This window comes from Streptomyces sp. MCA2 (genome assembly GCF_023544705.1).
Lineage (GTDB): Bacteria > Actinomycetota > Actinomycetes > Streptomycetales > Streptomycetaceae > Streptomyces > Streptomyces decoyicus.
Map to the genome: position 1 here is coordinate 88,162 of NZ_JAMJFM010000034.1, position 13,448 is coordinate 101,609.

The window sequence follows — 13,448 nt, forward strand, 5'->3', positions numbered from 1 at the left end:
ACACCGCCCACCAGGGGTGGTTGCACCATCTCTGCTCAACTTGCGTGCTGCTCCTGCTCCGCCTCGCCTGCGGCCGGGCCGGGCGAGACGAGGGTGTGCTCGCCCAGCGGCCGCTCCAAATCCGCGGTCAGCCGTCCGCTCCACAGCGCGTGGTAAAGCACCGGCAGCGCAGTCAGGACTTCGCCCGCCGCCGCGGCCCCGGCCATCAGCGGCCGCGGTTCGGTGAACGCCTCCAGCACCGCCTGCTCAAGTCCGCCGGCGTCGCGGTGACGGGGATGGCGGTAGCCGGCCAGCCACCGCACATTCGCCGCCACCACCTTGTCCGGCGGCACCAGGCGCCGGTAGGTGAACCCCACCGCCGCACACGCCGCTGCAAGCACCGCGGCCGCCCGCGCCGCACGGCCTGCCGCGGGCCCCGCCGCGGCGGGGCAATCGGCGAGCAGGGCGCTGCCCTCGGCGTAGCGGGCGAACAGCTGCGGCACCCAGGTCAGCGTCCGCCCGCTGCCCGGATCGCGCCAGATCAGCCGCACCGGCCGAGCCGACAGGCCCACCACACGCGGATCGCGGGTCCAGGACCATCAGCTGCGTGCACATCGCCTGCGAGCCGTGCATGACATGCCGGGCGGTGGTGGCCGACCACCACCAGCCCGGCCCCCATCGCCGACCGGGCACCACCGGGAACGCAGCGACCGGCTGGAGCTGTTCGAAACGCACCGCGACGGCGGCCTCCGTCCAGCGGCGCTGCACCAGCGTGCCGTCCGACCCGGCGAACTCCGCCTCCACCGCGCCCGGCTCCGGCACCCGGCAGGCGCTGGGCGCGACGGCGGGTAAGCCGGACTGGGCGCTGTCCTGGCTGCTGTCGAAGATCACGTACTCCACACAACGTCATACCGGCCACGCCGCGCAGGCGAACCAGCCGGTAACCGTCAACTGTGCTGCCGGAGAGGCCGGTTGGACCGCGCGGGGCCAGGATGCCTCCTGAGGTTGGCTGCTGTCAGTGCATACCTCTGCACTTTCCCGCCCGGGCCGCAGGGTGCGTCCATGGGCGCCCGGATCCCTTCGCCGCTATCCCAGAGACGACAACACCCATGCAGAGTCGTCCTCGTCCGAACCGAGCCGGATCAGGGCGCCGGACGGCATCGCCGCACCGCGCGCGAGCGTGTCGACAAAGCCATCCGCGAGCGCGTTGACCTGCTCACGCCCAGCACCTTCCTCGTCCTCGTAGACACCGGAGTCGAGCCACACAAGGTCGCGGTGCCCCGTGACCTTCAGCATGATCTTGAACGTCTCGTAGCCGTAGGGCGGATCGCTCACGCTGATGCCCACGATGGTGTCGCCACGCACCAGGTCGTCCCCGATGCGTACCCACACATCGCGTTTGGCCACGATCCACCACTTCCCCCGCCCGGTCGCATCAGCAGCCCGAGCGTAGCCGTCCCGGCCCCTGCAGCTGAGCCGGAGAACCGCACTGCTGCGGAAGGCTCGGCCTGCGGCATGCTGCCCTCTACAGCCCGGGGCCTGGTGGCGAGCCGGGGTCAGGAATGGCGGAAGCCGCGGTCGGGGTCGCGGGCCTGGCCGGGACGGAAGGGCACGAACCAGTCCGCGGCGGCGAGGTTGGCAAGTCCGAGGCTCTGGCTGATCTCGTTGCCGCTGTCCTCGATCCCGTCCAGGGAGGCGTCGAAGAGCATCAGGACGTCGTGGTCCTCGAACAGCACGGTCGAGCACCAGTCCCAGTCGAAGTCACGGCGGTCCTCACCCAGACCCTCCACCGTTTCCGCCACCAGGCGCGGCCGGTCCCGCGTCAGCGACTTGGCCCGGTCGATGCCCAGATGCAGGGCCATCTCCTCACCGGTGCAGCCCGGGCGGACGGTGCCCGTCTCGGCGAGTTCGGCGGCCAGGTCGTCGAAACAGCGGGCCATCTGCCGCCGCCACTGCTGATCCTGGCGAAAGGTGATCGGCGGCAACAAGCCCAGGACACGGCCCTCGCCCCGCCCAAGAGGCGCATCACCCACGGCGGCGACGTCCTGCCAGAGGTGCTCGGACAACTCCTCGAGCGCCACCCGCAGCACCGCAGCCGTCCGCGCGGTGAGCTCCTCGTCGTCTTCGTCCCACGCCGCTCGCCCGCCATGGCGGGCGAGGGAACGCAGACGGCTGCGCACGCGCTGCGCGGCCTCTTCGGGAGCGGCCAGGGCATTGTCGATGATCTGCAGCTCGTCGGAGAACTCCTGGGCGCTCAGCAGCGTGCCGGCCTCGGCGAGCAGGGCCGAACCCGCATCTGTGCAGGCGTTCTTGGCGGGCAGGACCACGGCGAAATAGTTGTCTGTCAGCCGGTCGACGGCAGCGGCCACCACCCCCGCGACGACCAGCGGGTCGGCGAAGGCTCCCTCCTGCTGCTGTGACGGGCCAGTGATCTTCAGGTGGTTGGGCTGTTCTGGTCTGGTGTTCCGTCTTTTGGGTGGGACTCAGGGCGGCTGAAGCGGTTGCGTTCTGGTGTGATGGGCGTGGGCTGGTGGGTGTGTTCGGTTTGGTTGTTCGGGCGCTTGGCCTGTGGTCCGGTAGATATGGGGGATTGATCTTGGGTTTCTCGTAGGTGTGGTGGCACGTCTATAGGCGGCTGTGTTCTCTGCGGGCTTTGGGGTTCGTTTTGGCGGTCAGTGGCGTGTGTGGGTGAGGAAGATGCGGAGGGGATCGTTCGCGTTGAGGGGCAGGTGTGGGAGCCCGAGTTGATGGGCGAGGAGGTTGAGGGCGTCGTCGGTGGTGTGGCGTGGCCGGTTCGGGAGCGCGGCGAGTGTGCGGGCCAGCCCAACGGTTTCCGGGTAGGTCACCAGGTCGCGTGCCAGGAGTGCGGGGGAGGCGCTGCTTGTGGCGGCCAGGTGGGGGCTGTCGTTGATCAGTCGGGTGAGGCGGGTGTGCCAGCGGTGGGTGAGGTGTTGCTGGTGGTCGTACCAGCGTGTGGTGATAGCGCGCGCGGTGGTCCAGGCGGTGGCGGCGCGGGGGTGTCGTAGCAGGCGCTGGTGGATGTGGTGCGCGGCGGCGAGTTCGGGCACGCCTTGGGTGTGGACGGTGGAGGTGAGTCGTGGGTCGGGGGCTGCTTGCTGGTGGCGTGGGCACATCAGCCGGTGCGGCGCCGGGTGGCCCCAGGCGGTGTCGGTGGCGTCGTGGCTGCGGTGGCGGGTGCACAGGGTGCAGGCGCGGACGGGCTGCTGCTCGGTCTCGAGCCGCTTCCAGCGCGCGGCTGCCCCGGTGCCGTGGGCGTCGCCGAGCAGGGCGAGGTGAGGCAGGGCGCGCGTCAGGTGGGGGAGTGGGGTGCGGGCCAGGACGGCGAGGTGCTGGGCCGCGCTGTGGTTTAGGTGGAGTTCGGCTGCGGGCAGGGTGCCGTGGCGGTGAAGGGTGATACCGGTGCTATCGAGGAGCTGGGGCAAAGTCAGCCGGTAGGTGTCGGCGAGGCGTTGGGTGTAGGAGGCGGTTGCTTCGCCGGGCAGTGGCCGTACACGGAGCACGCCCGGAGCGGCTGACGGGATCCGCAGCCATGCCCCCGCGACGACGATGCGCCGTGCGGCGTGAGCCCCTGCTGCGGCGCGGGTCGTGACGTCTGACCGGCTCACGACGTGCTGGTACTCCGGCTTCGCGGCCGCGTGTGGGGGCGGTAGTGCTGTTCGGCGAGGTGGTCGAGGCGGATCGCGTCGAGGGTGGTCTTGGTGATCCGTTCGGTGCCGTCGATCAGGGCGGTGATCGCGGCCTGGCGGATGAGGCGGGCGAGGCTGCCGATACGGCCGCCGGTGCGCTCGTGCAGGTACGGGGCCAGCCGGGGGAGGGCTCCGGGCCGATGGTGGCGCAGGTCTAGTGCGCTCTCCATGGCGGTAATGAGGTTACGGAAGGGTTCTTCGTCGCCGAGGCGGGCGGGGAAGGCGGTGCAGTCGATGAGGGAGGCGCGTCCGGCGAGCTGCGCGCCGCGTACGCCGGTGAACAGGGGTGTGGTGGTGACGTCGATGCCGGCGTAGACGAAGGTTGCGCCGATGCGTTCGGTGAGGTCTTTGATCAGGTCGGCGCTCTGGGCGCCGGTGGTGGTGCGGGGGTTGAGCCGGTGGATCTCGTCGATCATCACCAGCTGGACGCCCGCGGCGGTGTAGGTGTGGCAGACGGCGCCTGTGATCTGGGCCTGGGACATGCCTGCGGTGACGGGGATGCCGAGGTAGCGGGCGAATTCGATGGCGAGGGTTTTGGCGCTGGCGGCGGGCGGGACCAGGACGTAGGCGACGGGGGCCTGTCCGGCTGCTGCCGCAGTGCCGTGGCGGCGGGTGTGGGCGAGGTGGCAGGCGCGTCCGACCTGGAGCAGGGCGGTGGTTTTCCCGGCGCCGGCGGGGCCGGTGACGATCAGCGACGGCCGTGCGGTGACCGTCTGGTGGCGACCGAGGATCATCAGGGTGCGCACGTTCTTGGCGAGGGTGTCGATGGCGGGGGTGCGCACGGTGACGAACCGCGAGTGGTAGGCCAGGCGTTCCTCCAGGCTGCGGGGTGGCGCGCCTGGCGGGGGAGGGGCTGCCACAGGTGTGGTGGCGAAGGCTTGGAAGCCGTCCCAGGTGGTCACTGACTGCCGCTGCGCCTCAAGGGCATCGCTGGCGGTGCTGGCCGCGGCGTCGGGAGAGTGGTCCGTCGGCGGGGAACTGGTGGTCGGCGCCTCGTCCGTGTCCGGTGGGGTGTTCACCATTGTTCGGCCTCTGCTTCGGCGTCCCACAGTCCGTACCCGCCTGCCTCGGCCGGCAGTCGCATGCTCGCGCCCTCCGGCTCGCTCGTGCCGGCATCGGCTGCCACCTCGATACCGATGAGGTCGTCGAGGCTCTCGCTCCAGTCAGGGTCCGGAGCCGGTGTGGTCTCCGTGTCGAGGGGGCGCCGCTGCCCGGGCAGGTCTGGCAACTGCATGGCCATACTGCGGGCACGACGTTTTTCGCGGCGGCCGGTTTCGTGTTCTGTCCCGGCAGAGCTGCGGGTGCGGCGCAGGAGCTGGTCGAGGGCGTCGGCGAGGTCGGCTTCGTGCTGGTCGCGGTCTCCGCGTTGTTCGACCTCGGTCTGGATGTGGCGCCAGACGCTGTCGTTGAAGGGCTGGTGGACGTGGTCGCGATGGATCCACGGGACCTCGTGGAGCTGGCCGTCGGTGAGACGGACCCAGATCTGGCGCGCGTCGTGGGGATTGTGGTGGAGCTCCCACTTGCCGTCCTTGGCCTCGACGGGGGAGCGCTCGCTGCGGTGGGGGTCGAGGATGTCATGGTTATAGGTGCGGTAGTCGAGGCGGATGCCGCGTTCGGTGATGGGCTGCCAGCGCACCGGCAGCAGTTCGAGGTAGTCGGCCTCAGTGAGCGGGACGGGCACGTAGCCGCTGATGGTGATCAGTGCGGCCCACATCTGGTTCGGTGTGAGGGCGGTTTTGGGCAGGACGGGGTGGCGCAGTCCGTCATGGGGCCGGTTCTGCCAGCCGCAGGTGATCCATTCGTCGAGGAAGTCCTGCAACTGCGGAATCGTCCACCGGGCCTCGGCCGCTGCCTTGGAGCCGCGGCGCTGGGGGCTGGATCCGGTGTGGCCGGCGACGTGCTGGCAGAACAGGTCGTTGATCGAGCCGAACGTCCGCTCCACCACGGCCTTGGCCTGCGGCCGCCTCGGTGGAGCGGGCTGCACGCTCACCCCGAGCGTCTCGCAGGCGGCGACGAAGCCCTGCGAGAGGTAAATCTTCCCGCGGTCGACGACGATCGTCTCGGGCACGATCACCGGGCGGGCGGCTGCGCCCTCCAGTCGTTCGTCCAGCGACAGCATCCGCTGATACGGCACTTCGGCCCGCGACAGATGCAGCGACTTGGGCCAACCGGGACGGGCAGGGTGGGGGACGGCCATTTCCGCCAGGAGGAGGGCGGCATCGACGGCTTTGGTGCTGTGTGGGCGCAGGACGGCGGCCAGGATGGAGCGCGTGGCGACGTCGACGGCGATGGTCAGCTCCGGCCGGCCTAGGCTGCCGTCCTCGAGGACGGCCGTACGCGTCACCCGAGCGAAGCCGAGCGCCGCCAGTTCCTTCGCTTTGGCCGCGTCCCGCAGCGCCAGGGTCCACCGCTCGGGGTCGTACTCCGGCCGCATCGTCTGGCCGTCACGGCCACCCTCAGGGTGCGGCCACCCGGTCTCCACCTCCCGGATGTGGGGCAGCCAGGCCAGCGCCCGCTGCTGGGCCGCCACCGGAACGGTCTCGAACAGTCCCCACTGCGGCACCGCGTCCGGCGCCCGCGCGCCCACTACTTCGAAGCCCGGGTCGGCGAACAACCGCCCCAGCAGCAGTCTCGTTTCGGTGCCGTCCTCCTGCAGCAGGTAGACCTGCTGGCCCTGCAGGGCGGCGACCTGCCAGGTCTGCCCCCGGTAGGCGACGTGCGCGCCGACCTCCACCACCGGCCGCTGGCCCTTACCGTGTGTGCCGCCCACTGCGCTCACCCCTCCCTCGGCCGCCCCCGGCGCCCAGCCGCTCTTCGACGCCCTCACCACGTTCTGCATCAGCGCAGACCAACGCCTCCTCGTGCAGCGGCTCATCAAGAGACGTCGTCAGATGCCCGCACCACAGCGCGTGATAGGCAGCCGGCAGCACTTGCAGAGGATCACCCACCGCGGCTGCGCCGTCGGCCAGCGGCCGGGGCCCGGCGAACGCTTCGGCCAGTGCGGCCCGCAGCCCGGGTGGGCCCTGATTGCGTGGGTGGCGGTAGCTGGCAAGCCACCGCAAGTTCGCCGCCACCACCGCTGGAGGCGGCTCGAGGCGCCGGTATGCCCAGCCCACACGGGCACACACCGCCTCCAGGACCATCCGCGCCCGCTGCGCCCCGTCTCCACCGGCAGTCGGGCTGGAGGGGCAGTCGGCGAGCAGGCCGGCGCCGTCGGGATACCGGGCAAACAGCTGAGGCACCCACGAGCGCACCCGCCCGTCGGCCGCGTCCCGCCACAGCAGCCGTACCGGACGAGCGGACAGGCCGGTCACGTCCGGATTCCGGTCCAGGACCATCAGCTGGGTGCGCATTGCTGCCGAACCGTGTACGACGTGCCGTCCGGTGGTCGCCGACCACCACCAGCCCGGCCCCCACCGGCGGCCCGGAACGACCGGAAACGCGGATACCGGCTCCAGGTCCTCGAACCGCACCGACGCCGCCTGATCCCACGGCAACTGCGTCAACCGCCCGGAGGCCGCGACGAACGCGGCCTCGATTCCCGCACCGTCGCCCCCTGCGGCAGCCTGCTGCACCCGCCTGCTGTGCTCGTGCCCCTCCACACTCAACAGCCAAGTCCATGGCGGGCTGCTGAACGCCGTGATCCGGATCCGCCACCCGAACGGGTGAACGGCGGTCGCGATGCCGAGCTCCTGTACCCGTGGTCAGACCGGGAAGGTTCTCAGTTCCTGCAGGAGCCGCTGCTGGCCGGGCAACAGGGTCTGGCGTTGAGCGAGCTGCTCGCTGAACCAGGAGCGCAGCCTGGGCGGTGGTTCGAGGCCGGCGGTGAGCAGGAGGCGCAGACGGTGGTAGTCGCGCTGCCAGGCGAACGCCCACGGAGGGAGCCACCACGGATCCAGAGCGGCGAGGGCCTGCATGCCCGGCCATGGAGCCGGTGTGCGGCGCGCGTGGGCTCGAGCCTCTCCGCGTTTGCTGGTGAGCCACCTGCCCAGAGGGAACCCGTTGTGCTGGACGGGGTGCGGCAGCGCCAGGTGGCCGTGAACGCCGGCGTAGTCCCGGGCATGGGCCAAGCCCACGGCGAAGTCGATCCGGGCGCCGGCGGGGCGGTACCGCGCGGTCTGCCTTGCTTGTGTGGCCTCGGCGGTGATGCCGATCTCCCGCAGTAGATCTTGCTGGCGAGGGTGGAGCTCTTCGAATAGGGCGCACTGCGCGTACAGCCACGATGCGGCAGACGCCCCCACTCCGGCGAAACCATCCCCCGGCACCAGCAGCTGACTGCTGCCGCACTGCTTGCGGGCGTGCTGGTAGGCGCGTTGCCATGCCATGGGCCACGGCGGGTTCCACCACGGGTCGATGGCGGACAGCGCACGGCTCCGGTCGGTTTCCATCTCCGCCATACGGGCCCGGCTGCGTTGGCTCATCAGCCACTGCCCAAGAGGAAAACCATCCTGCCGCGTGCTCTTGGACGTGGCGAGGTGGCCGTGGACGGCAGCAAAGGCTCGGGCGTAGTCCAGGCCGACCGCGAAGGCCTGAGCAAGGCTGTTACGGCGAGGGCGTGCTGAGCGCGCGTGCGCGGGCCGGATCCCGAGATCTGCGAGCAGGCGTTGCTGGCCCACGTGGAGGTCGTCGTACCGGGAACACTGCTCATAGAGCCACTCGCCCAAGGCGAGACTGGTGCCAGGGAATCCCGCCGTGGCGTCGACGAGGCCATGCTTTCGAACGTGTACCAGGGCGCGGTGGTACGTCCGTCGCCAGAAGATGGGCCAGGGACCATTCCACCAGGGATCGATGCGATGCAACGCCTGTGCCCGCTCTACGGGGAGCGCTGCTACTCCGGTTCTCTGATTGGCCAGCCACGCTCCCAGAGCAAAACCCTCGTGACGGCCGTACTTGGGAACAGCGAGATGCCCGTGACGCGCCGCGTAAGAACGGGCGTGTGCCAAACCGACCTGATACGCCTGCTCTGCACGGGACGGCCCTCCTCCCACCGGAGCACCGCCGACGTGCTGGAGACGCAGCTCCCGCAGCTGCGCCGCAAGCCCACGAGGCCGATGCGCGACCGGAACCGCCCACACGTCTTCCTCGGGCACTGCTCCGCGCTCCCGCCGCACACACGCCCGCACCCACGCGAACAAGGCTCCTGCGCTGGAGGAGGCAAGCTGCTCCACCAGCCACGGGCGGCCCAGACGGCGAGCCAGCTCGGTCAGCAGACGGGGAACCTCGGCCAGCGTGTGCGGCATCTGACCATGCGTGTCCTCTAATACGCGTTGTCGCCACAGCCGGTCACATAGAACCATCGTGACCGCGACAGCCTCGGGATACGTCACCACGTCCCGGGCGAGCACCGCTACCTCACCCTCGGGAAGGTCGGCACAGACACGGCCAAGACGCGCCGGCCAGATCACTTCGTCCCGTCGGTCGACGCCCCACCAGGAGGCAACGACCGCCTGGGCCACGGCAAAAGCGCTCTCGCACGAGCCCCTACGGCACAGCATCGGCAGAAGGCGCTGGTGCGCACGGATCACCTCCGGTAGCCCGGCCAGGCTCACCTGGCCTTCGACCAGCGTGACCCTGTCCAGCGCCAGTGAGTCGAGGGACCAGCACTGGTGCCTGATGCAGATCCTTGAACGCAGATCGGAGTACAGACGGGCAGAACACGGAGCGCCTGTCCGGGCCGCCGTACACAGTCGGCATCCCAGCATGACGGCAGAAACTGTGCTGCCAGAGGCGAAGCGCACGTTCAGCTGGCCACCGTTCGCCTTCACGTCAGTGCCCTCATCCCAGGAAGGCAGCGCGCGGGACAGATGCGCCTCCGGCACCTGGCAGAGGGAGGCCAGCCGGCGCCGCACCGCGGACGCCAGGAACACCTCGCCGACGAGACAGCCCTTTCCCCAAACACCACGCACGCCAGGGCCCGCCACCGCAGACAACAAGCCCGTCACGGTGATGCTGTAGTGAGCGGCCAGCCGGTTCACGAATGACAACGTCGTTTCACCTGTCAGCGGGGCCAGCCGGACGACACCAGCCACCTGCCTCGGGGAAAACGGATCCGTCACCTGCCACTCCACAGCTTCACCGGCGTGCGCGACTGGCACAGGCCTCCAACTGCCTCTACGCCGCCCATTCCATGCCGAGCCCCCGTAGCGCGTCCAACTGCTCCCCGGTGAGCCTGTCCCGCCTCGCGCGGGTGTTCGATACCCACACGCCTAGCTTGACGACCACTGGCTCCGTCTCGCCCTCGACTGCGATCTCCTCAGCATGGCCGCGCGGTACGGGCCGGCCTGCACCCTCCCGCTCTACCCACTGTGCGAGGGCTGTGAGGCCGCGTTGGAACGCCTGCTGCGCTTTGCCCGGCCCCTTCGCCGCAGGTGTTGCCGCCGGGGCAGGAGACGGGGCTTCAGCGGGCTGCACGCCCAGCGTTGTCAGCCGTTCCCGCTGCTCGGGCGAGAGCTGGGCCCAGGTGCTCGCTTCTCTTTGCCGCGTGAGCCATCGTCCGATGTCGTCGCCGTCGAAGAACACGCCGGGCTCAATGGCCGGCAGCACACCGCCCGGTTCGTCGGTGGCGAGGTGGGCGAGGATGCGGTGGTGGCGTTGCCAGTCGAGTGGCCAGGGGCAGTTCCAGTCGGGGTCGATCGCGGTCAGCTGCTGTGCGCGCTGCGCCGCCCGCTCCGCGTTCTTCCCGAGGCCGCCCTTCCGGCGGAGGTTGGCCATGTGCTGCCCGACGGGCACCATCGCCTCACCTTCGCCCCAGACGGCGTCCTGCCGGGGGGCGAGGTGCCCGGTGGCTCGGTGGTAGGAGCGGAGTGCGGCGAGCTTGGTCTCCCAGGCTTCTTCGCCGGGTTCCCACACCATGCCGGCCTCGTCGAGCAGCTCCTTACGGTGGGGGTCGAGTTCGCCGGCCCGCAGTGCCCGCCGCTGCTGGTGCACCCACCGGCCCAGCGGAAAAGCGTCGGTGGTTCCCGCTGTGGTCTCGACGTCGTAGGCCACGGCGTGCAGGCCGGTGATCTCGTGCTCGGCGCGCCAGCGGCGCAGGGCCTGGTAGCCCTCCAGCCACACCAGCGACTCGGGGCGGATAACGCGGCAGCGGGTGAGGGCGGCGATGTCGGCGGCGTCGCGGGGCTGGGCGAAGTTCACCACCACCGCATCGACGCGATCCACCTCCCGCTGCGCCTCGCTCTCGGCCTCCTCCGCTTCCTTCCCCTCTGCCCCTGTGCTGCCGGGTGCCGGCCGGACGTGGAGACGCCGGTGCTCGGTGCCGCGGGCGAGGGCGCGGGAGGCGAGCTGGTCGACCATGCGCTCGGAGTGCGAGCGCAGGCCTTGGAGGATGTCGACCAGCGGCTGATAACTCGCCGAGGCCACCATGTCCTTGGGGTCCTCGCCGGGCTCAAGGAAGATCGGAATGATGATCCGCGCGGTCTTCACACTGCCGTCCGGATCCGGGCGCAATGCCCGACCGATGTTCTGCACGATGTCGACCTGCGAGGTGCGGGAACCGACGATGCACACCGCTTCCACGCCGCGCAGCCCGGTGATGTCGACCCCGACGCCCAGGGCCCGCACCGAGGCGAGGAACGCGCGGTGGACCCGCTTGCCGGCGGCGTTGATGCCGTTGGCGAACCGGCCGATGACCTCCCGCCGGTGGGCGACGGGGTGGTCGCCGCACAGCCAGTCGGCCCACACACGGTCCGGCGGGACGTGCCGGGCGTCCTCCAGCTCGTACAGCTCGGCGTCGATGGAGGAGTCTGGCAGCTCGTCCGCGTGGGCGAGAGCGGCTGCGGAGGCGTCCGCAGCGTGCAGCTCGGCGGCGGTTGCCGGCATCTGCTCGGCGAACGCCCGCGCCTCCTCCACCCGCTGGTGAAAGGTCATGACCGTGTGCAGATTTCGAGTGGCGGCGTGCTCCAACAGCGCGGCCTGCAGCAGCGCCAGGCGTCGGCCACGCAGCGCGTCCTCGGACAGTCCCAGAATGGGCTCCGGGTCGCGGATCTCGAGCACGTCGATCTCGAAACCGGCAAGGATCGAGCGTTCCACCGCTTCCGCCAGCCCGAGGTCGAAGATTCTGGTGCCGTAGGTGCGGGAGTCGGCTTCCATCGAGGCGATCACCAGCTCCTGGCCGTCCCGGCCGCGCTGGGGCCGCGGTGCGGCCAGGATCCGCGGAGTCGCGGTGAGGTAGAAGCGGAAGTCGACGGGAATGCGGGCGTTGTCGTGGATCGCCGCCCAGGGCCGGCCGATGTCCCCGGCCGTCATGTGCCCCTCGTCCAGGACGGCGAGGTCGAACCCTGCCATCGACTGGCCGTACAGCCCCTCTCCGCCCGCCAGGGCCGTCTCCACAGGCCCACGAACCTTCCGCTGCCCCGTAGGGTCGGTGGGGTCCTCACGGTCCACCAGGGAGGCGTACGTGGCGAACACGACGACCGGCCCTTTGCCGGCCCACAGGGCGAGCTGGATCGGGTTGGTGGTGGTGCGCACCCCGAGCTCATTCAGCACCGGGTCGTTGTCCACCGAGCACACCGCGACCATGGGGGAGCGGTGCCCGACCCGGCGCCAGGACTGCGCGCTCTGCACGATCAAGTCCAGCGTGGGCACCATCACCAGAATCCGACCCTCGGGGAAATAGTCCAGCGCGCTCGCAGCGGCCGTGATCGTCTTCCCAGACCCGGTCGCAGACACCCCGGTGGCACGCGCTCCCCCCGGAGGCACAAAAGATCTTGCAGGGAATCCAACCCACTTCCGGAAACTCGACTTCTGGTCTACCTGGTGTTCCTTGAGCGGAATCGCTGACATTTCCGCGCCTCCCCGATGCCTAAAATCCCGTGGTTTTCCAGACGGCCGCGTGCGGATAGCAAGCCGCACCGGCGTCACTCCAGATCGACCCACTCGCGAGATGCCAGCCGCCGGGCGTCCCATCCGACTTCCCGCGCTTGAACCCCGGCAGGTCGTCCGGGTCGTAGTGCCCGGCCTCGCGCGTGCAGAGGATGACGTCACCGCTGGACATCTCCACCGTCCGCACCGTGCACAGACCGCCGGCCTCACCCAGCGCCTCCAGCACCCGGCGCCGCTTGGTGGTGTTCGGGTGCGCGCGCAGCAGCCCGGTCCCCCGGACGAACGCCTCAAACCGCACCAGTCCGGCCCGCTCACACTGCCTCACGTCCGCGATATGTACAGCCAGTTCAGCGGCCCCGGCCGACCGGCCACCACGCCGCGACCAATTCCGGTCCGCGATGCCCACCAGGTCATCCGCCTCCGCCACGGACACGCCCTGCGCTTTCAGGAGTGCGAACAGCTTCAACCGGGCGTTGGTGCCCGCCGCCTGGTACTGCGTCACCCTGCGCACGGAATCACTGCTCAGCACGGATTTTTCTCCGGTAGATTCACTGTGACCGTTCATCTGCGGTCGTTCCTCTCGAAAGGTGAGGGAGCGTTCCAGGCTGCTGGAGGGTGTGCCTTGTTTCCACAAAGGCTACATGCTGCATCTCCGTGATGCATGCACTACACTGGAACTCGCCACGAACGAGCGCCCCCCACCCCCGTAGCCAGCCGGCCCGCGCCAGCGGGTTTTGAAGGTCCTGGAGGCGAAGCCGGAAGGACTGTTGGGCGGGGAGTTGCAGCGACCCGTCCGGCAGGGGCTGAAGCGAAGCGTAATCCCCGTTCACTGGGGCCACCCCGGAGTCGTTCAGGGAGCGAAGCGAACGGAACGTCAACCAGGCCGCGCAGCGGCCCGGTTGTGCGGGATGCGAAGCATCCCGCGAACGCTCCCGCGGAGCG

11 protein-coding genes are annotated in these 13,448 nt (G+C 70.1%); 1 reads left to right on the top strand and 10 read right to left on the bottom strand.

Annotated elements, in window-relative coordinates:
* Positions 1-35 precede the first annotated feature (35 nt).
* Positions 36-530, bottom strand: coding sequence for a TnsA-like heteromeric transposase endonuclease subunit (locus tag M8I34_RS25915; protein ID WP_308372719.1), 495 nt, complete (start codon positions 528-530; stop codon positions 36-38).
* A gap of 56 nt (positions 531-586) precedes the next feature.
* Between M8I34_RS25915 and M8I34_RS41695 the strand changes: the two genes are divergently transcribed.
* Entirely contained in the window at positions 587-982 is a 396-nt protein-coding gene (locus tag M8I34_RS41695; protein ID WP_308372720.1) for a hypothetical protein, read from the top strand.
* An 83-nt stretch (positions 983-1,065) separates the two neighbouring features.
* On the opposite strand, the gene M8I34_RS25920 is transcribed toward M8I34_RS41695, so the two are convergent.
* The 9 genes from M8I34_RS25920 to M8I34_RS25960 form a co-directional block, all read right to left on the bottom strand.
* Positions 1,066-1,386 (bottom strand): hypothetical protein, encoded by a 321-nt coding sequence (locus M8I34_RS25920; RefSeq protein ID WP_250053006.1) that lies wholly within the window; start codon positions 1,384-1,386, stop codon positions 1,066-1,068.
* Positions 1,387-1,535: 149 nt separating this feature from the next.
* Positions 1,536-2,351, bottom strand: a complete 816-nt coding sequence (locus M8I34_RS25925; RefSeq protein WP_250053008.1) for a hypothetical protein — start codon at positions 2,349-2,351, stop codon at positions 1,536-1,538.
* A 300-nt stretch (positions 2,352-2,651) separates the two neighbouring features.
* The gene (locus M8I34_RS25930) at positions 2,652-3,605 is read right to left on the bottom strand and encodes a TniQ family protein (protein ID WP_250053010.1); all 954 of its coding nucleotides are present in this window, start codon (positions 3,603-3,605) and stop codon (positions 2,652-2,654) included.
* A complete protein-coding gene (locus M8I34_RS25935; protein WP_250053056.1) occupies positions 3,602-4,588 on the bottom strand; it encodes an ATP-binding protein in 987 nt (328 codons plus the stop codon). Before M8I34_RS25935 ends, M8I34_RS25930 begins: the two co-directional genes overlap by 4 nt.
* 113 nt (positions 4,589-4,701) lie before the next feature.
* Positions 4,702-6,456 carry a hypothetical protein gene (locus tag M8I34_RS25940; protein ID WP_250053012.1) on the bottom strand — a complete coding sequence of 585 codons (1,755 nt, stop codon included), beginning with the start codon at positions 6,454-6,456 and terminating at the stop codon, positions 4,702-4,704.
* A complete protein-coding gene (locus M8I34_RS25945; protein ID WP_250053062.1) occupies positions 6,437-7,288 on the bottom strand; it encodes a TnsA-like heteromeric transposase endonuclease subunit in 852 nt (283 codons plus the stop codon). The genes M8I34_RS25940 and M8I34_RS25945 overlap by 20 nt, the downstream gene beginning before the upstream one ends.
* A 102-nt stretch (positions 7,289-7,390) precedes the next feature.
* On the bottom strand, positions 7,391-9,742 hold the full coding sequence (locus M8I34_RS25950; protein ID WP_250053014.1) for a Helicase associated domain protein: 2,352 nt from the start codon (positions 9,740-9,742) through the stop codon (positions 7,391-7,393).
* 55 nt (positions 9,743-9,797) lie between these two features.
* The gene (locus M8I34_RS25955; protein ID WP_250053016.1) at positions 9,798-12,467 is read right to left on the bottom strand and encodes a DEAD/DEAH box helicase; all 2,670 of its coding nucleotides are present in this window, start codon (positions 12,465-12,467) and stop codon (positions 9,798-9,800) included.
* A gap of 19 nt (positions 12,468-12,486) precedes the next feature.
* Positions 12,487-13,071 carry a hypothetical protein gene (locus M8I34_RS25960; protein WP_250053019.1) on the bottom strand — a complete coding sequence of 195 codons (585 nt, stop codon included), beginning with the start codon at positions 13,069-13,071 and terminating at the stop codon, positions 12,487-12,489.
* Positions 13,072-13,448 lie beyond the last annotated feature (377 nt).